This is a genomic window from Massilia sp. UYP11 (assembly GCF_050434805.1).
Classification (GTDB): Bacteria; Pseudomonadota; Gammaproteobacteria; order Burkholderiales; family Burkholderiaceae_D; genus Telluria.
The window spans coordinates 15,355-37,938 of the sequence record NZ_JBNDJE010000014.1 but is presented as its reverse complement, the minus strand read 5'-3'; the positions used below and the strand labels follow the sequence as shown (position 1 = coordinate 37,938).

Sequence of the window (22,584 nt, the reverse complement as noted above, 5' to 3'; positions counted from 1 at the left end):
GGCGCCCTGCCGCCAGCCGGCGGCAGGGCCGCGCATCCACCCGGCAGGAACGGTTAGCGGCGACCGAACATCATCAGGTCGGCCAGGAGCGTGCGCGCGGGTCTGGCCAGGTCGAGCGCCGCCAGGCCCAGGCCCAGCAGTGGTTGCAGCGGCTTGCTGCCGGTGAAGGCGCGGGCCATGGTGTCGGTCAGGCCGATCGTCAGCTTGCGGTCTTGCGCGCGCTCTTCCTGGAAGCGTTCGATCGCGGCCGGACTGGCGTCGCGCGCCAGCTGGCGCGCCAGGACGGCGGCGTCGCGCAGGCCCAGGTTCAGGCCCTGCCCGGCGACTGGATGCAGGGTTTGCGCGGCATTGCCGATGGCGACCGTGCGCGCCGTGGCGCGCGCTTCGGCGTTCAGGCCGAGGGGGAAGGCGACGCGGGGGGACGCCTTGGTGAACGCGCCGAGGCGCGTGCCGAAGGCTTCGCCCAGCTGCTTCAGGAACGCCGTTTCGTCCAGCGCGAGGATCGTGCCGGCGCGCGCGCGGCGCACGCACCACACCAGCGCATACTGGTGGCCGTCGGGACCGTCTTCCGGCAGCAGGGCCAGCGGGCCTTCGCCGGTGAAGCGCTCGAAGGCGCGGTGGGCGATCGGCGCGTCGCTCGTCACGCGCGCGATCACGGCGCTCTGTTCGTAGTCGCGGCTCCTGGCGCGCTGGTCTTGCCGGCCGAAGATGCCGCCCTCGGCCTGGACCGCCACCTGCGCGCGCACCAGGCGGCCGTCGTCCAGCGCCAACTGCACGCCAATGGGGGTGTCGTCCAGCGCCTGCACGCGCGCCGGGCGCAGCATGGCGACGCCGGCCGCCTCGCAGCGCCGCGCCAGGGCGTCGACCACGGCGCCGTAGCGCGTGACGTAGCCCAGTGCCGCGACGTCGTGGTCGCGGCGGTCCATCAGGCTGCGACCCAGATGGCCGCGGCGCGAGACGTGGATCTGGTGGATCGCGGTGGCCGGCAACGGCCAGGCCTTGAGCTCGTCCAGCAGCTGCACGCTGCCCCAGGACAGCGCGATCGAGCGCGGGTCCGAGATCGCCTGGCCCAGCGACTTGCCGTCGATCAGGGCGATACGCGCACCCGGCACGCCGCGCCGCACCAGGAAGGCCGCCAGCGCCAGGCCCACCGGGCCGGCGCCGCAGATCGCCACGTCGAAGTCCAGGTCTGCTGGCGTCATCGTGTCTCCCGCATCAGTGCTTCGATCTCCGCCATGTCCTTCGGCGCGCCGGCGGTCAGGATGCGGCAGCCGGCGTCGGTCACGACCACGTCGTCCTCGATCCGGATGCCGATGTTCCAGTATTGTTCCGGCACGCCTTCGCCGGGCCGCACATAGATGCCCGGCTCCACCGTCAGCGCCATCCCCGGCTGCAGGGGCCGCGACGGCTTGTCGGGCAGGCTCGGGTCGCGGTAGGCGCCGACGTCGTGCACGTCCATGCCCAGCCAGTGGCCGGTGCCGTGCATGTAGAACTGCGCATAGGCGCGCGATCCGATCGCGTCGTCGAGCGAGCCCACCTTGTTCCGGTCCAGCAGGCCCAGGTCGAGCATGCCTTCGGTGAGCACCCGCACCGCCGCATCGTGGATCGCGCTGTACAGGCGGCCGGGATGGATGGCCGCAAGCGCCGCGGCCTGCGCGCGCAGCACCAGCGCGTACAGGGTGCGCTGGGCGTCGCCGAAGCGGCCATTGGCCGGATAAGTGCGCGTGATGTCGCTGGCGTAGCCGTCCAGCTCGCAGCCGGCGTCGATCAGCACCAGGTCGCCGTCCTCGACGCGCCGGTCGTTGGCGCTGTAATGCAGCACGCAGGCGCGCGCTCCCGCGGCGACGATCGGGGGATAGGCCGGGAATTGCGCCCCGTTGCGGCGGAATTCGTGCAGCAGCTCGGCCTCGATCTCGTACTCGAACATGCCGGGCCGGGTGGCGCGCATCGCGCGCGCATGGGCCTCCCCCGAGATCGCGCCGGCGCGCGCCATCAGGGCGATTTCGTGCTCGTCCTTCACGAGCCGCATCTCGTCCAGCATGCCCAGCAGGTGGTGCATCGTCTGCGGCGCGGCGACGCCGCTGCGGCCGCGTGCGCGCACCGCCCTGAGCCAGCCGGCCACTCGGGCGTCGAGTTCGGCGCCGTGGCCCAGCGCGTAGTACAGCGCCGGCGCATCGGCCAGCACGTCGGCCATGCGCGCGTCGAGTTCGTCGATCGGCCAGGCCTCGTCGAAGCCGAAGGCATCGCGCGCCGCTTCGGGGCCGAAGCGGAAACCGTCCCAGATCTCGCGCTCGACATTCTTCTCGCGGCAGAACAGAATCGTGCGCGCCGGCAGTTCTCCTCGGGCCGCGACCAGCACGACGAAGCTTTCCGGTTCGGCGAACCCGGTCAGGTAATAGAAATGGCTGTCGTGGCGGTAGGGATAGTCGCTGTCGCCGTTGCGCGGCGCCGTCAACGCGGTGCCCAGCACGGCGACCGCGCCCGGTTGCATGCGGCCCAGCAGCTGCGCGCGCCGGGCCGCATGCGCAGCGCAATGCGGCATCATGAAGCCGTCTTGGCCGCCCGCAGCGGCGCGTTCAGTTCTTCCAGCTGGCCCACGGTGCCGACGTTGACCCACTGGCCCTGGTAGATCTCGCCGCCGACGCGGCCCTGCTCGATGAACTTGCGCATCAGGGGGCCGAACTTGAGGAATTCGCCGGCGCGGAGCCCGTCGAACATCTCGGCGCGGTACACGCCGATGCCCGCGAAGTTCCATTTGGTGGCGCCGTCGTTCTTGAGCGTGTACATGTCGAGCGCGAAGTCGCCCTCGGGGTTGTGCCACGGGTTCGGCGTCAGCCACAGCCAGGCGATGTCGCGCCGGTCGACCGGGTAGGGAACGCCTACCGCATCGATATCCTTGAGCGCGTCGAGCGCCAGCGAGAAATCGAAGTAGGGTGCATAGATGTCGCCCGACACGGCCAGGAACGGCTCGTCGCCCAGCAGGTGCAGCGCATTGACGATGCCGCCCGCCGTCTCGAGCGGCGTCGGCTCGTGCGAGTACACGATGCGCGCGCCGTAGCGGCTGCCGTCGCCCAGTTCTTCCTCGATCATGTGGCCGAGGTGGGAGTGGTTGATCACGATGTCGGTGATCCCGGCGCGCACCAGGTTCAGCACGTGCCAGGTGATCAGGGGCCGCCCGCGCACTTTCAGCAAGGGCTTGGGGCAGCTGTCGGTCAGGGGCCGCATGCGCTCGCCGCGGCCGGCGGCGAAAATCATTGCTTTCATGCTGGACCTCAGAAGGTGTAGCCGACTTGGGGCGCCTTGTTTTCCACGGCGTCGAGCAGACGCAGCAGCGGCTTGAGTTCGGCGTAGCGGTTGGCGGTCTTGCGCACGTAGTCAAGCACCGTCGGCAGGTCGCCCATGTAGTGCGACTTGTTGTCGCGGTAGTTCAGGCGGCAGAAGATACCGAGGATCTTCAGGTGGCGCTGCATGGCCATGAACTCGAAGTCGCGGTAGAAGGCGTCGATGTCCGGGTTGACCGGCAGGCCGGCCCCCTTGGCGCTCTGCCAGTAGCGCACCACCCAGTCCAGCACGATCTCTTCGTCCCACTGGATATAGGCGTCGCGCAGCAGCGAAGCCAGGTCGTAGGTCACCGGGCCGTACACGGCGTCCTGGAAATCGAGCACGCCGGGGTTGCCCTGGTCGAGGAACATCAGGTTGCGCGAATGGAAATCGCGGTGCATGAACACCTGCTGCTGCGCCAGCACGTTCGAGGCGATCGCCTCGAATACCTTGTCCAGCTGCGCCTGCTGCTTGTCGTCCAGGGTCACGCCCAGGTGGCGGTTCAGGTACCACTCCGGGAAGATGTTCAGCTCGCGCAGGATGAAGGCGCGGTCGAACTCGGGCAGCACGCCGGGCTGGCTGGCCATCTGGAACTTGAGCAGGGCGTCGACCGCGTCCGAATACATGAACGCGGCGTTGTCGCTGGAAAGGCGCGCCAGGTAGGTGGTGCCGCCCAGGTCGCCCAGCAGCAGGAAGCCCTGTTCGACGTTGCGCGCGGCAATCGCCGGCACGGTCACGCCGGCGTCGAACAGCAGGCCCTGCACGTGGACGAAGGCCGGCACGTTCTCGCGTTCCGGCGGCGCATCCATGGCGACCAGGGTCGCGCCCAGCTTGTCCTGCATGGCGGGCACGACGTCGTAGCGGAAATAGCGGCGAAAGCTCGCATCGACGGAGGCAGGGCGGCCGCTTCCGACTTCCACCAGGCCGGTCGAGGCCAGCCAGTCGTTCAGCTGTGCCAGGCGCGGATCGGTCTCGTGCGCGGCGCCGACCGAAGTGGAAGAATTTTGATACAAAGATGACATGGAGCGGCCTGACGAATCCGGTTGGTTGAACTAATTCCCATATAATAAGGGATTCATTCTAAAAAAACCGCCCTTTATGGTGCATGTCCGATTTTCCGTGAGCTGCGATTTTCCATGAGCTGGTCGTCAAGCCAACCTTTCCCACCGCGGCAGGTGCTCGCGCTCTATGCACTGGTTTCCGCAACCGCGATCCCGGCATTCGCCCAGAGTGTCCCCCCTGCGCCCCAAGCCGAAGACGAACTTCCCGTCATCATCCAGGCCGAGGAGATCGGCGGCCGTCCCGACCGGCGGGTGGATCTCAACCGCAACGTCGAGATCACGCGCGGCCAGAGCGGCATCACCGCCGATACCGCCTGCTACCTGCGGGTCGAGGACGAAGTCACGGCCACCGGCAACGTGAACATGTGGCGCTTCGGCGACCGCTACAAGGGCGACGAGCTGCAGCTGAACCTCGAGACCGGCAAGGGCTACCTGCTCAATCCGACTTATTTCCTGGCCGACAGCAATGGCCAGGGACGGGCCGACCGCATCGACTTCCTGGGCGAGCAGCAGGCCGTGGTGCGCAACGGCACGTACAGCACCTGCGAAGGCCCCGATCCCGACTGGTACCTCAAGTCGAGCACGCTGCGCCTGGACCGCGGCCGTGACGTCGGCACCGCCGGCAAGACCATCATCTATTTCAAGGATGTCCCGATCATCGGCACCCCGGCGATGTCGTTCTCGCTGTCGGGCCAGCGCCGCTCCGGCTGGCTGCCGCCCACGGTGGGCTTCGGCTCCCAGGGCAAGGCCGAGGTGATGGTGCCGTACTACGTCAACATCGCCCCGAACCGTGACCTGACGCTGTATCCGCGCATGATGTTCGACCGCGGCTTCCAGATGGGCGCCACCGGCCGCTACCTGGGCAGCACCTACCAGGGCGAGACCCACGTCGAGGTCTTGCCGGACGACCGCGAGACCAATACCACGCGCTGGCGCGTCGACTCGCTGCACAGCCAGTCGATCAGGCCGAACTGGTCGTATGGCTGGAACCTGCACGGCGCCTCGGACGACGAATACCCGTCCGACTTCTCGCGCACCGTTGCCGCCAGCGCCGAGCGCCAGCTGCTGCGCGAAGTGCGCACCGATTACTATGGCCAGTTCTGGAGCCTGACCGCGCGCGCCCAGAACTACCAGGTGTTGCAGGACCCGGCCGCCGTGACCAATCCGAGCCTGACGGTGCCGCGTCCCTACGACCGCCTGCCGCAGATTAATTTCCGCGCGGCGCGCTACGACGTGGCCGGTTTCGACTGGGCGATCGACGCCGAGGCGACCCGCTTCGACCACCCTACCTGGGTCACCGGCAACCGCGCCGTGATGCAGGGCCAGGTGAGTTATCCGATCGTGCGTCCGGGCTGGTTCGTCACGCCCAAGCTGATGTACAACGCGGCCAAGTACGAGATCCAGGACCATCCCGACCGGGTCGGCAGGGACACCAGGCTGACGCGCACGATCCCGACCTTCTCGGTCGACAGCGGCATGGTGTTCGAGCGCCGGACCACGCTGTTCGGCGGCGCCGCCACCCAGACCCTCGAGCCGCGCCTGTTCTACGTCTATACGCCGTACGAGAACCAGGACGACGTGCCGCTGTTCGACACCGGCCGCGCCGGCTTCAACTACGCCCAGCTGTTCTCCGAAAACCGCTACGTGGGCCTGGACCGCGTGTCCGACGCCAACCAGGTCACGGCCGCGCTGGTGTCGCGCTTCATCCAGGAAGACGGCGCCGAGCGCCTGCGCCTGGCCTTCGGCCAGCGCCTGTATCTCGAACAGCCGCGCGTGCGCATCCCTGGCGAAGAACTGCACAAGAGCCGCTCCGACCTGCTGCTGGCCGCCGCCGGCACCATTTCCGAGGCCTGGACCTTCGATAGCGGCGTACAATACGATGCGAACGGAAGCAGTTTGTACAGCTCGAATGTGGGTGTACAGTGGCGTCCGGGGCAGATGAAGGTGTTGAACGCCGAATACCGTTATCAGCGTGACAGCTTCCGCAATATCGACTTCTCGGCGCAGTGGCCGATCGGCCGCCGCTGGTATGGCGTGGGGCGGGTCAGCTATGCGCTGCGTTCGTATGGCGTGGGGCAGGAAGTCAATCCGGCCACTGGCGGCAAGCTGATCGAGAGCCTGATCGGCCTCGAATACAAGGCCGATTGCTGGGTGTTCCGGATGGGCGCGCAGCGCTTCGTGACCGCCGCGCAAGAGACGTCGACGCCGATCTTCTTCCAGCTCGAGCTCAATGGCTTGTCGCGCCTGGGCCTGGGTAATCCGCTCGAGTCGTTCAACAAGAGCATCCCGGGCTATACGCGACTGAATACCGGAATTGGACGTCCATAAGCTAGCGTTCAGACTAGCAGCCCATACTGGCCGTCCATGATTCGTCCATCAAGTGAACTATCCTGAAATGAGTGCTTTCCAGATGATGCGTACTACCCGTTTGCAGTCCCTCCAGATGGCGGCAGCACTGCTGTGCGCGCTCACCGCCGGCCAGGCGCTGGCCCAGGCCGCCACCGGCGCGGCGCCCGCCGCCCAGACCGGGCCATCGGCCGCCACCAGCGGCGGCTTCCTGCCGCCGGCATCGGCCAGCGCCAAGGTGATCGATTCGATCCAGGTCGTCGTCAATGACGAAGTGATCACCCGCAACGAAGTGGCCGGCCGCGTGGCCCAGGTCAGCCAGAACATGAAGGCGCGCAACGCCCAGATACCCGATCCGGCAACGATGGAGCGCCAGGTGCTCGAGGCGATGATCGTCGAACGCGCCCAGCTGCAGCTGGCGAAAGAGATGGGCGTCAAGGTCGACGACCGCACCCTGGACGCCACCATCGGCCGTATCGCCGAGAATCAAAAGATGTCGGTGCAGGACATGCGCAACCAGATGGAAAAAGAGGGCATGCCGTTCGCCCAGTTCCGCGAAGACATTCGTAACGAGATCATGATGCAGCGCCTGCGCGAGCACGAGGTCGACAGCAAGATCCAGGTCTCCGAGGCCGAGATCGACACCTATATGGCCGCCGCCAAGGCTGCCGAGGCCGACCGCGTCGAGGTCGACATCGCCCAGATCCTGGTGCGTGTGCCAGAGAACGCCTCGCCCGAGCAGATCGCCGCGCGCGCCGCGCGCGCCGAGGAAGTGATGCGTCAGTTGCGCACCGGCGCCGACTTCGCGCGCATGGCCTCGACCTATTCCGACGCGCCCGATGCGCTCAAGGGCGGCGAGATCGGCTGGCGCGACGCCGACCGCCTGCCGCCGATGTTCGCGACCGAGCTGCGCAAGCTCCAGGCGGGCCAGGTCACGCCGGTCCTCAAGACCAACGTCGGTTTCCACATCCTCAAGCTGTCGGGCAAGCGCCCGCTGGGCGGCGAGGCCGAGAAGTCGGTGGTCGAGCAGACCCACGCGCGCCACATCCTGATCAAGGTCACCCCGACCATGACCGAGGGCGAGGTCAAGCGCAAGCTGCTCGAGCTGAAGGAAAAGATGGACAACAACGCCGGCACCTTCGAGGACCTGGCGCGCCTGCACTCGCAGGACGGTTCGGCGTCCAAGGGCGGTGACCTGGGCTGGCTGTACCCGGGCGACACGGTCCCGGAATTCGAGACCGCGATGAACGCGCTGAAGCCGGGCGAGGTGTCGGACGTGATCCAGTCGCCGTTCGGCTTCCACCTGATCCAGGTCATCGGACGCAAGAGCGAAGACGTGACCCAGCAGAAGGAACGCAACATGGCGCGCCAGGTGCTGCGCGACCGCAAGATGCAGGAAGCGATGGAAGACTGGATGCGCCAGGTGCGCGACCGCGCCTACGTCGAGTTCCGCGAGGAGCAGTAACACCATGGTTGCGCCACAGGCGCCCGGGCGCCCGTTGGCGCCGCAGTCGGCAGCAGCACGGCCCGCATCTCGCCCAACCTTGGCGATCACGGTCGGCGAGCCGGCCGGGATCGGCCCCGAGATCGCGATCCGCGCCGCCTGGGCCCTGCGCGAGCAGGCCAATTGCGTGCTGATCGGCGACGCCGCCTTCCTGGCGCTCACCGCCAGCCTGATCGATCCAGCCATCCGCCTGGCGGCGCTATCGACCCAGGCCCTCCGTAACGGCGGCCTGCCGCACTTCGGCGCCCAGCGCCTGGCGGTGGTCGACGTGCCGCTGGCCGCGCACGTGGTGCCGGGCCAGCTCAATCCCGACAATGGCCTGGCGGTGCTGGCCACGCTCGACCTGGCGATCGAAGGGTGCCGGGGCGTCAACGATCGCGGGTGGTTCGACGCCATGGTCACCGCGCCGCTGCAAAAAAGCACGATCAACGATGCCGGCATCGCTTTCTCCGGCCACACCGAATACCTGGCCGAGAAGACCGGCACGCCCAAGGTGGTCATGATGCTGGCCGGCGCGCCGGGACAAGACCTGCCCTACCTGCGCGTCGCCCTGGCCACCACCCACCTGCCTTTGAAGGACGTGCCGGGCGCGCTCACGCGCGACAACCTGACCCGGGTGCTGGACATCCTGCACGCCGATCTGCGCGACAAATTCGGCATCGCGGCGCCCGTGATCCTGGTCACCGGCCTCAATCCCCACGCCGGCGAGAACGGCTATCTGGGCCGCGAGGAGATCGACGTCATCACGCCGGTGCTGATGGAGGCGCGCAGCCGCGGCATCGACGCGCGCGGCCCGTATCCGGCCGACACCCTGTTCCAGCCGGCATACCTGAAGGATGCCGACTGCGTGCTGGCGATGTACCACGACCAGGGCCTGCCGGTGCTGAAGTACGCGACCTTCGGGCGCGGCATCAACGTCACGCTGGGCCTGCCCCTGATCCGCACCTCGGTCGACCACGGCACCGCCCTCGACCTGGCGGCCCGGGGCCTGGGCCTGGCCGATTGCGGCAGCATGGAAGAGGCGATCCGCGCCGCCATGCACATGGTGGCGGCGCGCCGCCAGGCCACCACCGAATAATCAAGAAAGCAAGCATGAAACACGTCGCACGCAAGCGCTTCGGCCAGAACTTCCTGACCGACGACAATGTCCTGAACAATATCATCGACGCCATCGCACCGCGGCGCGCTGAAACGATGGTCGAGATCGGCCCGGGCCTGGCGGCGATGACGGCGCTGCTGCTCAAGTCGCTCGACCATATGCACGTCGTCGAGCTCGACCGCGACCTGGTGGCGCGCCTGGAAAAAGCCTATCCGCGCGAACGCCTCACCGTGCATTCGGGCGACGCGCTCAAATTCGATTTCGGATCGATCCCGGTCCCGGACGGGCAAAAACTGCGCGTGGTCGGCAACCTGCCGTACAACATCTCCAGCCCGCTGCTGTTCCACCTGGCCGAATTCGCCCATCTGGTCGAGGACCAGCACTTCATGCTGCAGAAGGAAGTGGTCGAGCGCATGGTGGCCGAGCCGGGCACCAAGGCCTATAGCCGCCTGTCGGTGATGTTGCAATGGCGCTACGACATGGCCATGCTGTTCATCGTGCCGCCGACCGCCTTCGATCCGCCGCCGCGGGTCGAGTCGGCCATCGTGCGCATGGTGCCCACCCGCCGCCAGTTGCCGTGCGACGGCAAGCGCCTGGAGGCGGTGGTGGCCAAGGCCTTCTCGCAACGGCGCAAGGTGATCCGCAACTGCGTGGCCGGCATGTTCACCGAGGCGCAGCTGGTCGAGGCGGGCATCGATCCGGGCGTACGTCCGGAAGCGGTCAGCCTGGAGCAATACGTGGCGCTGGCTAACCTGCCCGTGTCCTGACCCGGCGTGGTCGCTGCGGCGACCCCTTCCGCCCCTAAGCGCCGCCTCGCCGGCGCTTTTTTGCGTCCGACCACGCCTTGTTGCGCCGCAGCATACGGGTTATCACGTACTTCCGCGTGCCCGGTCGCCCATGTCGCAGGTGGCGATCGGCATGGGCAAGATCGCCAGGGTGAAGGTGCGCGCCGCACGCTGATCGTCGTCGGCAGGGGCCCATGACGCGGGCAAAAAAAAGCCCGCTCTAGAAGAGCGGGCTGAAATCCAATTCTTTTCTGAGGAGAGTTGGAGGAGACAGGAGTTATTATGCTGCGCGACAGCATATAAATCCAATTTTCCTTTCAAATACTCGACATAAGAATTGTGTATATCTGATCAGTTCGACGCAGCCACGCAAGTGACGTTGATATTGCTGACGTTCGCGGCTCTCATGACGCCGGCGGCATTTGCCACCGTGCAAATCTGGCCGGTCGGCTGGGTGATGACGGTCACGCCATAGGTCTGATCGTATTCAACCAGTCCGGCGAAAACGTAGCTGACCGGCGTCGTGACACCTGCTGCCGGCTTGGCGACTGGAACCGTTCCCCCGGTACTGCCATTGGCCAGCACCAGGCCATCCGCGGTGAGGCCGCTCACAGTGCCGCCGATCGAGTAGGCATTGACCTGGCATGCGAAGGTGATGTTGATCTCCGCCAGGCGGCCGGCGGTATCGTTAAAGTTCGGAATAGTCTGGAATGGCGTATCGCATCGCTGATTATCCGGGAAACTTTCGAACTGGACGTTATATACGTCGCCATATTCCAGCTTGTCAGGGAATGCGAAACTGACCGTGTCGCGTGGCGTGGCTGGCGGCGGGACGGCGATTTTCATGCCATTGGTGGTCAGGACGGCGCCTGGATAGACGATGCCGGTGATCGTGCCTTTGACGACGAACTCGGCTTTGTCGCTGCCGCCACAGCCGGCCAGGCCAGCGGCCAGCGCCAGCGCGAGCGCCGGACGGATCAGGGAAGACTTCATGCGTAACGCTCCAGGAAAATTAAGGGGTGCAGCTAACGGCCACGTTGGTGACAGGGGCCGGACCAACGGTACCGCTGCCATTGCTGACAGTGCAAGTCTGGCCGGCCGGTTGTTCCAGGACCGTGATGCCATATGGCGAATCTTCGGCAATGTCGGCCATCCTGAACGAGGTGGCGCCGGCCTGCAGGGTGACGCGGTCTGAACCGTTGACCAGGACCAGGTTGCCCTTCAGGTTGCTGACGGTGCCGGACAGCGCATGGCGGTTGAGCTCACACGCGATGTAGACGGAATAGACGTGGTAGCCCGCACGACCGCTCCCATTGGTGACTGTGCAATCCTTGACGTTCGACGGCTTGGACTTGATGACGACGTCGTAGCGGTCGTCGGTCGAGATCAGGTTGTCGAACGTCCATCGGCCGGCGCCGGTACCATCGGCCGGCGGGGTGATCGCCTTTTCCTGGCCGTCACTGGTCACGACCAGGCCGGCCTTGGTCACGCCGACGAAATCGCCGCCCAAGACCAGCTGGCCATCGCTGCCGCCACAGGCAGACAAGGCGACCGCGCATGCCAGCGCCGCGCCGGCACGCAGGTAGGAACTCTTCATAACATCTCCAAAAAATCGAGCGGGAACGCGCAGCTGCGCGGTAAGAATTGAAAAATCGCTCAACATTTTAGTTCATTTGGCAAGCAGCTGGACCATTTCGGGCGCATTTGGTTTTGTATCTTGGTGTAACCAGAATTTAACAAGCGCAATATTCCATGGGATAGACGGCGTGCGCATTGCATTCAGCGTAGCGCATCGCTATGCTTGGGGCGCACCTTGCTCCTAGTCTGGAAACCGATGACCCGCCAACCCTGGCCGAAAGCCGTCCTGTTCGACCTCGACGATACCCTGTGGCCAATCGCGCCCGTGATCCTGGAAGCCGAAAAACTGTTGTATGCCTGGCTCGGCGAGCACGCGCCGCGGGTCGCCGAACGCTTCACGATCGACAGCTTACGAGCGGCGCGCCTGGAATTGCTGGCCGCGCGCCCCGAATTCGGGATCGACCTGGGCGCGCTGCGCCATGCCGGGTTGGTCGCCGCATTCGAGCAGGTGGGCGAGGACGCTGGCAAGGTCGAACTGGCGATGACCGAATTCTTCGCCGCCCGCAATGCCGTGACGCCTTACGACGATGTCGTGCCGGGCCTCGAGCGCCTGAAAAAACGCGTGCTGGTCGGCTCGGTCACCAATGGCGTGGCCGACCTGCAGACCATCGGCCTGGCCCACCATTTCCAGGCCTCGGTGGCGGCGCGGCAGTTTGGCCGCGCCAAGCCCGACCCGGGCATTTTCCTGGCCGGCTGCGCCGCGCTCGGCGTCCAGCCCGGCGAGACCCTGTACGTGGGCGACGACCTGTTGCTGGACGTGCAGGGCGCCCAGCGCGCCGGCCTGCGCGCGGCCTGGATGAACCGGACCGGCAAGGTCAACGACCTCGCCCATGAAGTCCGGCCCGACGTCGAAGTGGCCAGCCTCGACGCGCTGCTCGACTGGCTCGACGCTGCCCACGCGCACAAATACAACGGTTGACCATGCGTCACAGCAAGCCTTGTGCTGTCGCGCCACGCCCCAACCTGCCTATAATGCACACACTGAGAGCCTGTCCCGTAGGTGGGAGTCGGGCCGAGAGCGCCTGGCAAGCGTGCGCTGCGTTGCTCGTCGTTGCATGGCGCCACCATGCGACCTCCTCGCGCCTTGCTCGCGCTCGCCATGCATCGACATGAGCTTCCCCCACCGACCGGGATAGGCTCTAATACGAGCGTCACCGAACTTTTCCCGGAATCATGCAACTCGACCAACGTGCCCAAACCCTGCTCAGAGCCCTCGTCGAGCGCTATATCGCCGACGGCCAACCGGTAGGCTCGCGCGCGCTGTCCAAGCTGTCAGGCCTGGAATTGTCGCCAGCGACCATCCGCAACGTCATGGCCGATCTCGAGGAAATGGGCTTCGTCGCCAGTCCGCATACCTCGGCCGGCCGCATCCCGACTCCGCGCGGCTATCGCGTGTTCGTCGACACCCTGCTGACGGTGGGGCCGATCGACGACATGGCGGTCGACGCCGAGCGCATGCGCCTGCCGGTGCAACATCCGCAGAAGCTGATCGCCAACGCGGCGCAGATGCTGTCTTCGCTGTCGCAATTCGCCGGCGTGGTGCAGAGTCCGCGCCGCGAGTCGGTATTCCAGCAGATCGAATTCCTGCGCCTGGGCGAAAAGCGCATCCTGCTCGTGATCGTCGATCCGCGCGGCGATGTCCAGAACCGGCTGCTGCAGCTCGACAAGGATTATTCTCCGGCCCAACTGACCCAGTCGGCCAATTACCTGAACCAGAATTTCGCCGGCCTGTCCTTCGACGCGGTGCGCAAGCGCCTGAGCGGCGAGCTGAAGCAATTGCGCGATGATATGGGCCGCCTGATGCAGGCGGCGGTCGAGGCCGGCAGCGAGGCGATGGCCGAGGGCGACGACATGGTCATCTCCGGCGAGCGCAACCTGCTGTCGGTGTCCGACCTGTCGTCCAACATGAGTTCGCTACGACAGATGTTCGAGATGTTCGAGCAAAAGACTGGCTTGATGCAATTGCTCGACGTTTCGAGCAAGGCCGGCGGCGTGCAGATCTTCATCGGCGGCGAATCGAAGCTGGTGCCGATGGACCAGATGAGCGTGGTGACGGCGCCGTATGCGGTCGACGGCCGCATCGTCGGCACCCTGGGCGTGATCGGCCCGACGCGGATGGCCTATGAAAGGGTGATCCCGATCGTCGACATCACGGCCAAGCTGCTGTCGAACGCCCTCAGCCACTCCTGACATCGACCGCCATCGGACGAAAAAAAGGCGCATCGAGAAGTTCTCATGCGCCTTTTCTTTTATATGCCAGGGAGGCACGCTGCCGATGTTATTCCGGCTTGCTGATGCCCCGGCACTGCGGGCAGCTGCCATAGATCGCCAGCGCATGCTCGACGATCGTGAAGCCGTGCTGCTCCGCAATCATCTGTTGGCGCTTCTCGATCTCGTCGTCATAGAATTCTTCGACGCGGCCGCAGGTGACGCACACCAGGTGGTCATGGTGGGAACCGGCGTTGAGCTCATAGATGGCCTTGCCGGTCTCGAAATGGTTGCGGTTGAGCAGGCCAGCCTGCTCGAACTGGGTCAATACCCGGTAGACGGTGGCAAGGCCCACGTCCATATTGTCAGCAAGAAGGATCTTGTAGACATCTTCCGCCGTCAAATGCCGCACGGAGCTGTTCTGGAAGATTTCCAGGATTTTCAGTCGCGGCAGCGTGGCCTTGAGGCCGCTCGCCTTCAGGTCGGTCGGGTTGTTACTCATGTTTGTCACTCGAATATTGGCGGAGTGCTTTATGATATAGCGTTTTGAACGCTCCCGCTCGAACGTATTGAGGTTAACTATGCCTGTCAAACAAGCCGTATTCCATCGATTCACCGCCAAAGCGGCGCTGGCGGCGGGTCTCGCCTGCACGTTGGCGCTGTCCGGCTGCGCCTCCTGGCGCAACCAGACGCGTCCGGCGCCGCCGGTGGCGACGGATGCGGCCGCCAGTGCGTCCGACGCGGAAAAATCGGCCGCCATCGCCAATGCCGGCGCGCAGACCGTCCAGGCGACGCGCCTGCAGAAGTTCCTGTGGATCTTCTCGCCCTACCGCCCGGACATCCAGCAGGGCAACTTCGTCTCGCAAGAGATGCTGAACCAGCTCAAGGCCGGCCAGACCCGCGACCAGGTGCGCTTCCTGCTCGGTTCGCCGCTGCTGATGGATGCCTTCCATGCCGACCGCTGGGATTACCCGTTCTACCTGGCGCGCGGTAATGGCGAGCTGACCACCAGCCGCGTGACCGTGTTCTTCAAGAACGACGTGGTCGAGCGCTTCGAGGGCGGCAACCTGCCGAGCGAGCGCGAGTACATCGACCGCATCGCCGGTCCAGTCAAGGTCGCCAAGGCGAAGCCCGACAGCCGCCCGGTCCAGCCGGTCACGGTCACCGCGCCGGCAACCCAGCAGTAAGGACACACACCATGACCATGTTGAATATCGCCGTTGCCGGCGCCAGCGGCCGCATGGGCCGCATGCTGATCGAAGCCATCCAGTACGCACCCGACATGCGCCTGGCCGGCGCCCTCGACGTGCCGGGCTCGCTCTTCATCGGCCAGGACGCGGGCGCCTTCGCCGGCATCCTGACCGGTGTGATGATCGAGGACAGCATCAAGCACGGCCTGCACAATGCCGACGTGCTGATCGACTTCACCCGCCCCGAGGGCACCCTGCAGCACCTGGAATACTGCGCCGCCAACGGCAAGCGGATGGTGATCGGCACCACCGGCTTCGACGAGGCCGGCAAGGCCGCGATCCGCGCCGCCGGCGAAAAAATCGGCATCGTGTTCGCCCCGAACATGAGCGTGGGCGTGAACGTGACGCTCAAGCTGCTCGAAATGGCGGCCCGGAGTTTTTCGGAAGGCTATGACATCGAGATCGTCGAGGCGCACCACCGCCACAAGGTCGATGCGCCGTCCGGCACCGCGCTCAAGATGGGCGAAGTGATTGCCGACGCCATCGGCCGCGACCTGAAGGAGTGCGCCGTCTATGGCCGCGAAGGCGTGACCGGCGAGCGCGATCCGTCGACCATCGGGTTCGCCACCGTGCGCGGCGGCGACGTGGTGGGTGACCATACCGTGATGTTCCTCGGCACCGGCGAGCGCATCGAGATCAGCCACAAGTCGAGCAGCCGCGTGACCTATGCCCACGGCTCGCTGCGCGCGGCGCGCTTCCTGGCGGACAAGGCCAGCGGCCTGTTCGACATGCAGGACGTGCTGGGCCTGAAGGGGTGATCATGGCGGTGGCAGAACTGAACGGCGCCGTCATCACCGACGAAGCGTCGTTCCACCGGCAGAGCCGCGAGGCCTTCGGTTTCCCGGCCTCGTATGCGGACAGTATCGACGCCTGGGTCGACTGCATGAGCTATCTGCGCGACGACGAGAACATGACCAAGTTCCGGCTGAAAGCGAACGAAGTGCTGGAAATCGTCATTACGGACGCCGACAAGATGAAGGCGGCGGCGCCGGACCTGCTCGACGAACTGGCCTATTGCGTCGGCGGCATCAACGAGCGTTATGAGGACTACGGCGAGAAGCCGGCGCTGGAACTGATCCTGCGTTGATCCTCGAAGGCAGCGGTCAATCGATGCTGCCTTTTTTGCACTTTCCCTCACGCACCGCGCCGGCGCCGCGGTGCAAAATGAACGGGTTATAATGACCGGTTCCACCTCCCACATTACGTCTGCAGAATCATGCAAGAAAAATATAGTCCAGCTGAAGTAGAACAGGCCGCCCAGGCCTACTGGAAGTCGATCGACGCCTATAAAGCCGTCGAAAACGACCCGCGTTTCCCGAAAGGCAAATATTACGCCTGCTCGATGCTGCCATACCCGTCGGGCAAGCTGCACATGGGTCACGTGCGCAACTATACGATCAACGACGTGATGTACCGCTACCTGCGGATGAACGGCTACAACGTGCTGATGCCGATGGGCTGGGACGCGTTCGGCATGCCGGCCGAAAACGCGGCGATGGCCAACAACGTGCCGCCGGCCGAATGGACCTATTCGAACATCGCCCACATGCGCGGCCAGATGGAATCGATGGGCCTGGCGATCGACTGGTCGCGCGAGATGACCGCCTGCAAGCCGGATTACTACAAGTGGAACCAGTGGATGTTCCTCAAGATGCTCGAGAAGGGCATCATCTACCAGAAGACCGGCACCGTGAACTGGGACCCGGTCGACCAGACCGTGCTGGCCAACGAACAGGTCGTGGATGGCCGCGGCTGGCGCTCGGGCGCGCTGATCGAGAAGCGCGAGATCCCGATGTACTACGTGCGCATCACCGACTACGCCGACGAGCTGCTCGACCACGTCGACAACAAGCTGCCGGGCTGGCCGGAGCGCGTGCGCACCATGCAGGCCAACTGGATCGGCAAGTCGACCGGCGTGCGCTTCGCCTTCCCGCACAACGTCAAGGACGACAACGGCGAACCGATCAACGACGGCCGCCTGTACGTGTTCACCACCCGCGCCGACACCATCATGGGCGTGACCTTCTGCGCCGTGGCGCCGGAACACCCGCTGGCCCAGCACGCGGCCCGCAACAACCCGGCCCTGCAGGAGTTCATCGCCGAGTGCAAGATGGGTTCGGTGATCGAAGCCGACATGGCGACCATGGAGAAGAAGGGCATGCCGACCGGCCTGTTCGTCACCCATCCGGTCACGCAAGAGCAGATCCCGGTCTGGGTCGGCAACTACGTCCTGATCACCTATGGCGACGGCGCCGTGATGGGCGTGCCGGCGCACGACGAGCGCGACTTCGGCTTCGCGAAAAAATACAACCTGCCGATCAAGCAGGTGGTGGCGGTCGAGGGCCAGGAATTCTCGCTGGAAGCCTGGCAGGAGTGGTACGGCGACAAGGAAAACGGCCGCACCATCAACTCGGGCAAGTACGATGGCCTCGATTACACCTCGGCCGTCAATGCGGTCGCGGGCGAACTGGCGGAGCAGGGCCTGGGCGAGAAGAAGACCACCTTCCGCCTGCGCGACTGGGGCATCTCGCGCCAGCGCTACTGGGGCACCCCGATCCCGATGATCCACTGCGACGAGTGCGGCGCGGTGCCGGTCCCCGAGAGCGACCTGCCGGTCGTGCTGCCCGAGCACCTGGTCCCGGACGGCACCGGCAACCCCTTGAACAAGGACGAAGCCTTCCTCAAGTGCGACTGCCCGACCTGCGGCAAGCCGGCGCGCCGCGAGACCGACACGATGGACACCTTCATCGATTCGTCGTGGTACTACATGCGCTATACCTCGCCGGGCTCGAACGATGCGATGGTCGACGCCCGCAACGATTACTGGATGCCGATGGACCAGTACATTGGCGGCATCGAGCACGCCGTCATGCACCTGCTGTACGCGCGCTTCTGGACCAAGGTGATGCGCGACTTCGGCCTGGTGAAGTTCGACGAGCCCTTCGTCAACCTGCTCACCCAGGGCATGGTGCTCAACGAGACCTATTACCGCGAAGACGCATCGGGCAAGAAGACCTGGTTCAACCCGGCCGACGTCGAGCTCACCTTCGACGACAAGGGCCGTCCGCACAGCGCCATCCTGAAGGCCGATGGCCAGCCGGTGGAGATCGGCGGCACCGAGAAGATGTCGAAGTCCAAGAACAACGGCATCGACCCGCAGGCCCAGATCGAGCAGTACGGCGCCGACACCGCGCGCCTGTTCACGATGTTCGCCTCGCCGCCCGAGCAGACCCTGGAATGGTCGAACAGCGGCGTCGAAGGCGCCAGCCGCTTCCTGCGCCGCGTGTGGGCCTTCGGCTACGCGCAGCGCGAGCGCATCGCGGCGAGCTTCAACGGCGAAGCGCAAGGCACCCTGAACGACGGGCAGAAAACCCTGCGCCGCGAAGTGCACAAGGTGCTGCAGCAGGCCGACTACGACCTCAAGCGCATCCAGTACAACACCGTGGTCTCGGCCTGCATGAAGATGCTCAACACGCTCGAGTCGGCGAAGCTGGACGACTCGGCGGCCTCGAACGCGATCGTCGCCGAAGGCTTCTCGATCTTCCTGCGCCTGTTGAACCCGGTCGCACCGCACATCACCCACGCGCTGTGGCAGGAGCTGGGCTTTGCCGGCGCCCATGGCGACATCCTGAACGCCGCCTGGCCGCAGGTCGACCCGGCCGCGCTGGAGCAGTCCGAGATCGAGATGATGATCCAGGTGAACGGCAAGCTGCGCGGCTCGGTCAAGGTGCCGAAGGAAGCCGACAAGGCCGCCATCGAAGCCGCCGCGCTGGCATCGGAAGCGGTGCAGAAGTTCATCGAAGGCACGCCGAAGAAGGTCATCGTGGTGCCGGGTAAACTCGTCAATATCGTGGTGTAAGGAGTCGTATGATCAAATCCGCGTCGAACAAGACCCTGGTGCGCGCCCTGGCCGCGATGTTGACGGCGGCCGTGCTGGCCGGCTGCGGCTTCCAGCTGCGCGGCAGCGACGGCCAGTACAACATGCCGTTCCAGAGCATCTGGCTGTCGTTCAACGAGTCCTCGCCGCTGGGCACTGAGCTCAAGCGCAACCTGCGCGCGGGCGACACCGTGCGCATCGAGACCGATGCCTCGAAGGCCCAGGCCCTGTTCGACGTAATCAGCGAAACGCGCGGCAAATCGATCCTGTCGCTCAACAGCCTGGGCCGGGTACGCGAGTACTCGCTGAGCTACACCCTGGTGTTCCAGGTGCGCGACGCCAACAACCGCCAGCTCCTGGCCCCGACCGAGATCACCCTGCGCCGCAACATCGCCTTCGACGAATCGCAGGTGCTGGCCAAGGAATCGGAAGAAGCGCTGCTGTACCGCGACATGCAGTCCGACCTGGTGCAGCAGATCCTGCGCCGCCTGACGGCGATCAAGCCGGCATAAGGAAACAAGTCACGATGCAGTTGCGGCTCGAGGCGCTCGACGGCCACCTGGGCAAAGGCCTGGCGCCCTTGTACGTGATCACCAGCGACGAGCACCTGCTCGCGCTGGAAGCGGCCGACCGGATCCGCAGGACGGCGCGCGCGCAAGGCTACACCGAGCGCGACGTGCTCACGGTCGAGCGCAGCTTCAAATGGGGAGAGCTGCTGGCCGCCAACCAGGCGCTGTCGCTGTTCGGCGACAAGAAGCTGATCGAGCTGCGCATCCCGACCGGCAAGCCGGGCAAGGACGGCAGCGCCGCGCTGCAGAGCTACGCGAAGGATCTCAGCCCCGACAACCTCACCCTGATCACGCTGCCGAAGCTGGATTGGCAGACCGCCAAGTCGTCGTGGGTGACGGCGCTGCAGGGGGCGGCGGTGTATATCGAGATCCCGAACGTCGAGCGCGCCCAGCTGCCGGGCTGGATCGGCCAGCGGCTGTCGATCCAGGGCCAGAGCGCCGAGCGCCAGAGCCTGGACTTCATCGCCGACCGGGTCGAGGGCAACCTGCTGGCGGCGCACCAGGAAATCCAGAAGCTGGGGCTGCTGTACGAACCGGGCAAGCTCAGTTTCGAGCAGGTGCACGACGCGGTGCTGAACGTGGCGCGCTACGACGTGTTCAAGCTGTCCGAGGCGATGCTCGGCGGCGATCCGGCGCGCCTGGCGCGCATGCTCGAAGGCTTGAAGGGCGAGGGCGAGGCGCTGCCGCTGGTGCTCTGGGCGGTATCCGAAGAGATCCGCACGCTGCTAAAATTAAAGTCCGGCATGGCGCAGGGCCGCCCGCTGGGCGCACTGCTGAAGGAATACCGGATCTGGGGACCGCGCGAGCGGATGATGGAACCGGCGCTGCGCCGCGTGTCGCTCGGCACGCTCGAGGCGGCGCTGCAGGACGCGGCGCAGGTCGACCGCATGGTCAAGGGCTTGCGCGCGAAGGGATTCGCGGGCGATGCGTGGGATGCGATGTTGCAGCTGGCGTTGAAGGTGGCGCGCTAAGAACCTGCCGGAACAGGTTCCAAGGCAGCCGCTCTCGATACGGATGTGCATCGCTCGGCGCGCCTGATCGATAACGCAACGGGAATACGATGGACATCACCGCACACATGCACCAACTGGGCCGCCAGGCCAGAACCGCCTCGCGTGCCATGGCGCGCGCCGACACGGCGACCCGCAACCGCGCACTCGAGCTGATCGCGACCGCCATCGAGCGCGACGCCGGGTTACTGCGCGTGGCCAACCAACAAGACCTGGACGCCGCGCAGGCCGCCGGCCTGGCCCCGGCCCTGATGGACCGCCTGGCATTGTCGGATGGCGCGATCGCCACCATGGTCGCCGGCCTGCGCCAGATCGCCACCTTGCCCGATCCGGTCGGGGAGATCTCGAACATGAAGGTGCGTCCGAGCGGCATCCAGGTCGGCCAGATGCGCGTGCCGCTGGGCGTGATCGGCATCATCTACGAAGCGCGCCCGAACGTGACGGTCGACGCGGCCGGCCTGTGCATCAAGAGCGGCAACGCCGCCATCCTGCGCGGCGGTTCGGAAGCGATCCACTGCAACCGCGCGCTGGCCAAGCTCGTGGCCGAGGGCCTGGCAGGCGCCGGCCTGCCCGCGGCCGCGGTGCAGGTGGTCGACACGACCGACCGCGCCGCCGTCGGCGCCCTGATCACGATGCCGGAATACGTCGACGTGATCGTCCCGCGCGGCGGCAAGGGCCTGATCGCGCGCCTGATGAAGGAAAGCACGGTGCCGATGATCAAGCACCTGGACGGCATCTGCCACGTCTATATCGACGACAAGGCCGATATCGAGAAGGCGGTGGCGGTCGCGTTCAACGCCAAGTGCCATCGCTACGGCACCTGCAACACGATGGAAACCCTGCTGGTCGCGCGCGGGATCGCCCCCATCGTGCTGCCGCGCCTGGCCGCGCTGTATGCGACGAAAGAGGTCGAGCTGCGCGCCGACCCGGAGTCGCGCGCGATCCTGGCCGGCTACCCGCATCTGGCCAACGCGAGCGAAGAGGACTGGAGCACCGAATACCTGGCCCCGATCCTGGCGGTCAAGGTGGTGGCCGACATGGATGGGGCGATCGACCACATCACCGCCTATTCGTCCAAGCACACCGAGGCCATCATCACCGAGGACTACACGAGCGCCATGCGTTTCCTGCGCGAAGTAGACTCGGCCTCGGTGATGGTCAACGCCTCGACCCGCTTTGCCGATGGCTTCGAATACGGCCTGGGCGCCGAGATCGGGATCTCGAACGACAAGCTGCATGCGCGCGGCCCGGTCGGGCTGGAAGGCCTTACGTCGCTCAAGTACGTCGTGTTCGGACACGGCGAAGTTCGTCAATAATCAACAACAAGGAACCGCATGTACCTCTGGATCAAAGCCCTGCACATCGTCTTCATCGCCTCATGGTTCGCCGGCCTGTTCTACCTGCCGCGCATCTTCGTGAACATGGCCCAGGAAACCAACCCGGCGGCGCTCGAGCGCCTGCAAGGCATGGCGCGCCGCCTGTACCGCTTCACCACGATCCTGATGGTGCCGGCGCTGCTGCTCGGCCTGTGGCTGGCGATGATGATCGGCATGAAGCACGGCTGGCTGCACGCGAAGCTGCTGCTGGTGATCCTGGCGATCGGCTACCATCACGCCTGCGGCTCGATCCTGAAGAAATTCGAGCGCGGCGTCAATACGCGCAGCCACACGTGGTTCCGCTGGTTCAATGAAGTGCCGGTAGTGCTGCTGCTGGTGATCGTGATCCTGGCGACGGTCAAGCCGTTCTAAGCACCACCACCAAAGCTCGCACCGTCGTTACTGCCACTGGCAGTAACGACTCCCCGCGCAGGCGGGGATCCAAGTCCTTTGCTCAGCCGCTGTTGCATGCGCTAGTGGCCGAGCGGGCAAACTTGGATCCCCGCCTGTGCGGGGATGACGTTTTGGAGCAGGTGGCTT

At 65.6% G+C, this 22,584-nt stretch carries 21 protein-coding genes; 14 read left to right on the top strand and 7 right to left on the bottom strand.

Features of this window, described 5'->3' with window-relative positions:
• Positions 1 to 53 precede the first annotated feature (53 nt).
• From ABIB38_RS17395 to ABIB38_RS17380, 4 genes are read right to left on the bottom strand one after another with little or no spacing between them, the layout of a single operon-like run.
• Positions 54 to 1,202: an FAD-dependent monooxygenase gene (locus tag ABIB38_RS17395; RefSeq protein WP_429205727.1), complete on the bottom strand. Its 1,149-nt coding sequence runs from the start codon at positions 1,200 to 1,202 to the stop codon at positions 54 to 56.
• Positions 1,199 to 2,545: a Xaa-Pro aminopeptidase gene (gene pepP / locus ABIB38_RS17390; RefSeq protein ID WP_429205726.1), complete on the bottom strand. Its 1,347-nt coding sequence runs from the start codon at positions 2,543 to 2,545 to the stop codon at positions 1,199 to 1,201. Before pepP ends, ABIB38_RS17395 begins: the two co-directional genes overlap by 4 nt.
• Positions 2,542 to 3,264 carry an N-acetylmuramate alpha-1-phosphate uridylyltransferase MurU gene (gene murU, locus ABIB38_RS17385; RefSeq protein ID WP_429205724.1) on the bottom strand — a complete coding sequence of 241 codons (723 nt, stop codon included), beginning with the start codon at positions 3,262 to 3,264 and terminating at the stop codon, positions 2,542 to 2,544. The genes pepP and murU overlap by 4 nt, the downstream gene beginning before the upstream one ends.
• Before the next feature lie 8 nt (positions 3,265 to 3,272).
• Positions 3,273 to 4,343, bottom strand: coding sequence for an aminoglycoside phosphotransferase family protein (locus tag ABIB38_RS17380; RefSeq protein ID WP_429205723.1), 1,071 nt, complete (start codon positions 4,341 to 4,343; stop codon positions 3,273 to 3,275).
• A gap of 114 nt (positions 4,344 to 4,457) precedes the next feature.
• On the opposite strand from ABIB38_RS17380, the gene ABIB38_RS17375 reads away from it, so the two are divergent.
• From ABIB38_RS17375 to rsmA, 4 genes are all read left to right on the top strand, one after another.
• Complete coding sequence (locus ABIB38_RS17375) at positions 4,458 to 6,710, top strand: LPS-assembly protein LptD (RefSeq protein ID WP_429205722.1); 2,253 nt, start codon at positions 4,458 to 4,460, stop codon at positions 6,708 to 6,710.
• A gap of 82 nt (positions 6,711 to 6,792) precedes the next feature.
• Positions 6,793 to 8,193 (top strand): peptidylprolyl isomerase, encoded by a 1,401-nt coding sequence (locus ABIB38_RS17370; protein WP_429205721.1) that lies wholly within the window; start codon positions 6,793 to 6,795, stop codon positions 8,191 to 8,193.
• A gap of 4 nt (positions 8,194 to 8,197) precedes the next feature.
• Complete coding sequence (gene pdxA / locus ABIB38_RS17365) at positions 8,198 to 9,310, top strand: 4-hydroxythreonine-4-phosphate dehydrogenase PdxA (protein ID WP_429205720.1); 1,113 nt, start codon at positions 8,198 to 8,200, stop codon at positions 9,308 to 9,310.
• 14 nt (positions 9,311 to 9,324) lie between these two features.
• Complete coding sequence (rsmA, locus tag ABIB38_RS17360; RefSeq protein ID WP_429205719.1) at positions 9,325 to 10,098, top strand: 16S rRNA (adenine(1518)-N(6)/adenine(1519)-N(6))-dimethyltransferase RsmA; 774 nt, start codon at positions 9,325 to 9,327, stop codon at positions 10,096 to 10,098.
• A gap of 369 nt (positions 10,099 to 10,467) precedes the next feature.
• Here the strand turns inward: rsmA and ABIB38_RS17355 are convergent, their stop codons facing one another.
• Together ABIB38_RS17355 and ABIB38_RS17350 are read right to left on the bottom strand one after the other, a co-directional pair.
• On the bottom strand, positions 10,468 to 11,109 hold the full coding sequence (locus ABIB38_RS17355) for a hypothetical protein (RefSeq protein WP_429205718.1): 642 nt from the start codon (positions 11,107 to 11,109) through the stop codon (positions 10,468 to 10,470).
• 19 nt (positions 11,110 to 11,128) lie between these two features.
• Positions 11,129 to 11,713 (bottom strand): hypothetical protein, encoded by a 585-nt coding sequence (locus ABIB38_RS17350; RefSeq protein ID WP_429205716.1) that lies wholly within the window; start codon positions 11,711 to 11,713, stop codon positions 11,129 to 11,131.
• 237 nt (positions 11,714 to 11,950) lie between these two features.
• On the opposite strand from ABIB38_RS17350, the gene ABIB38_RS17345 reads away from it, so the two are divergent.
• On the top strand, positions 11,951 to 12,673 hold the full coding sequence (locus ABIB38_RS17345; protein WP_429205715.1) for an HAD family hydrolase: 723 nt from the start codon (positions 11,951 to 11,953) through the stop codon (positions 12,671 to 12,673).
• 254 nt (positions 12,674 to 12,927) lie between these two features.
• Entirely contained in the window at positions 12,928 to 13,944 is a 1,017-nt protein-coding gene (hrcA, locus tag ABIB38_RS17340) for a heat-inducible transcriptional repressor HrcA (RefSeq protein ID WP_429205713.1), read from the top strand.
• Between the two features lie 88 nt (positions 13,945 to 14,032).
• Here hrcA and fur read toward each other — a convergent pair whose 3' ends face one another.
• Complete coding sequence (gene fur, locus ABIB38_RS17335; protein ID WP_429205711.1) at positions 14,033 to 14,464, bottom strand: ferric iron uptake transcriptional regulator; 432 nt, start codon at positions 14,462 to 14,464, stop codon at positions 14,033 to 14,035.
• A gap of 79 nt (positions 14,465 to 14,543) precedes the next feature.
• On the opposite strand from fur, the gene ABIB38_RS17330 reads away from it, so the two are divergent.
• The 8 genes from ABIB38_RS17330 (at position 14,544) to ABIB38_RS17295 (ending at position 22,416) form a co-directional block, all read left to right on the top strand.
• Positions 14,544 to 15,149, top strand: coding sequence for an outer membrane protein assembly factor BamE (locus ABIB38_RS17330; protein ID WP_429205710.1), 606 nt, complete (start codon positions 14,544 to 14,546; stop codon positions 15,147 to 15,149).
• An 11-nt stretch (positions 15,150 to 15,160) separates the two neighbouring features.
• Complete coding sequence (gene dapB, locus ABIB38_RS17325; RefSeq protein ID WP_429205708.1) at positions 15,161 to 15,970, top strand: 4-hydroxy-tetrahydrodipicolinate reductase; 810 nt, start codon at positions 15,161 to 15,163, stop codon at positions 15,968 to 15,970.
• Positions 15,971 to 15,972: 2 nt separating this feature from the next.
• Positions 15,973 to 16,299, top strand: a complete 327-nt coding sequence (locus tag ABIB38_RS17320; protein ID WP_429205707.1) for a barstar family protein — start codon at positions 15,973 to 15,975, stop codon at positions 16,297 to 16,299.
• A gap of 129 nt (positions 16,300 to 16,428) precedes the next feature.
• On the top strand, positions 16,429 to 19,071 hold the full coding sequence (gene leuS, locus ABIB38_RS17315; RefSeq protein WP_429205705.1) for a leucine--tRNA ligase: 2,643 nt from the start codon (positions 16,429 to 16,431) through the stop codon (positions 19,069 to 19,071).
• An 8-nt stretch (positions 19,072 to 19,079) separates the two neighbouring features.
• The gene (gene lptE / locus ABIB38_RS17310; RefSeq protein ID WP_429205703.1) at positions 19,080 to 19,601 is read left to right on the top strand and encodes an LPS assembly lipoprotein LptE; all 522 of its coding nucleotides are present in this window, start codon (positions 19,080 to 19,082) and stop codon (positions 19,599 to 19,601) included.
• 14 nt (positions 19,602 to 19,615) lie between these two features.
• Positions 19,616 to 20,629, top strand: a complete 1,014-nt coding sequence (gene holA / locus ABIB38_RS17305; protein WP_429205701.1) for a DNA polymerase III subunit delta — start codon at positions 19,616 to 19,618, stop codon at positions 20,627 to 20,629.
• 89 nt (positions 20,630 to 20,718) lie between these two features.
• Complete coding sequence (locus tag ABIB38_RS17300) at positions 20,719 to 21,984, top strand: glutamate-5-semialdehyde dehydrogenase (RefSeq protein WP_429205699.1); 1,266 nt, start codon at positions 20,719 to 20,721, stop codon at positions 21,982 to 21,984.
• Positions 21,985 to 22,002: 18 nt separating this feature from the next.
• Positions 22,003 to 22,416, top strand: a complete 414-nt coding sequence (locus ABIB38_RS17295; RefSeq protein ID WP_429205698.1) for a CopD family protein — start codon at positions 22,003 to 22,005, stop codon at positions 22,414 to 22,416.
• Positions 22,417 to 22,584 lie beyond the last annotated feature (168 nt).

Excerpts from the sequence above, each read along its gene's own strand:
- ABIB38_RS17395 (WP_429205727.1), bottom strand. The coding sequence starts at position 1,202 with ATGACGCCAGCAGACCTGGACTTCGACGTGGCGATCTGCGGCGCCGGC.
- pepP (WP_429205726.1), bottom strand. The coding sequence starts at position 2,545 with ATGATGCCGCATTGCGCTGCGCATGCGGCCCGGCGCGCGCAGCTGCTG.
- murU (WP_429205724.1), bottom strand. The coding sequence starts at position 3,264 with ATGAAAGCAATGATTTTCGCCGCCGGCCGCGGCGAGCGCATGCGGCCC.
- ABIB38_RS17380 (WP_429205723.1), bottom strand. The coding sequence starts at position 4,343 with ATGTCATCTTTGTATCAAAATTCTTCCACTTCGGTCGGCGCCGCGCAC.
- ABIB38_RS17375 (WP_429205722.1), top strand. The coding sequence starts at position 4,458 with ATGAGCTGGTCGTCAAGCCAACCTTTCCCACCGCGGCAGGTGCTCGCG.
- ABIB38_RS17370 (WP_429205721.1), top strand. The coding sequence starts at position 6,793 with ATGATGCGTACTACCCGTTTGCAGTCCCTCCAGATGGCGGCAGCACTG.
- pdxA (WP_429205720.1), top strand. The coding sequence starts at position 8,198 with ATGGTTGCGCCACAGGCGCCCGGGCGCCCGTTGGCGCCGCAGTCGGCA.
- rsmA (WP_429205719.1), top strand. The coding sequence starts at position 9,325 with ATGAAACACGTCGCACGCAAGCGCTTCGGCCAGAACTTCCTGACCGAC.
- ABIB38_RS17355 (WP_429205718.1), bottom strand. The coding sequence starts at position 11,109 with ATGAAGTCTTCCCTGATCCGTCCGGCGCTCGCGCTGGCGCTGGCCGCT.
- ABIB38_RS17350 (WP_429205716.1), bottom strand. The coding sequence starts at position 11,713 with ATGAAGAGTTCCTACCTGCGTGCCGGCGCGGCGCTGGCATGCGCGGTC.
- ABIB38_RS17345 (WP_429205715.1), top strand. The coding sequence starts at position 11,951 with ATGACCCGCCAACCCTGGCCGAAAGCCGTCCTGTTCGACCTCGACGAT.
- hrcA (WP_429205713.1), top strand. The coding sequence starts at position 12,928 with ATGCAACTCGACCAACGTGCCCAAACCCTGCTCAGAGCCCTCGTCGAG.
- fur (WP_429205711.1), bottom strand. The coding sequence starts at position 14,464 with ATGAGTAACAACCCGACCGACCTGAAGGCGAGCGGCCTCAAGGCCACG.
- ABIB38_RS17330 (WP_429205710.1), top strand. The coding sequence starts at position 14,544 with ATGCCTGTCAAACAAGCCGTATTCCATCGATTCACCGCCAAAGCGGCG.
- dapB (WP_429205708.1), top strand. The coding sequence starts at position 15,161 with ATGACCATGTTGAATATCGCCGTTGCCGGCGCCAGCGGCCGCATGGGC.
- ABIB38_RS17320 (WP_429205707.1), top strand. The coding sequence starts at position 15,973 with ATGGCGGTGGCAGAACTGAACGGCGCCGTCATCACCGACGAAGCGTCG.
- leuS (WP_429205705.1), top strand. The coding sequence starts at position 16,429 with ATGCAAGAAAAATATAGTCCAGCTGAAGTAGAACAGGCCGCCCAGGCC.
- lptE (WP_429205703.1), top strand. The coding sequence starts at position 19,080 with ATGATCAAATCCGCGTCGAACAAGACCCTGGTGCGCGCCCTGGCCGCG.
- holA (WP_429205701.1), top strand. The coding sequence starts at position 19,616 with ATGCAGTTGCGGCTCGAGGCGCTCGACGGCCACCTGGGCAAAGGCCTG.
- ABIB38_RS17300 (WP_429205699.1), top strand. The coding sequence starts at position 20,719 with ATGGACATCACCGCACACATGCACCAACTGGGCCGCCAGGCCAGAACC.
- ABIB38_RS17295 (WP_429205698.1), top strand. The coding sequence starts at position 22,003 with ATGTACCTCTGGATCAAAGCCCTGCACATCGTCTTCATCGCCTCATGG.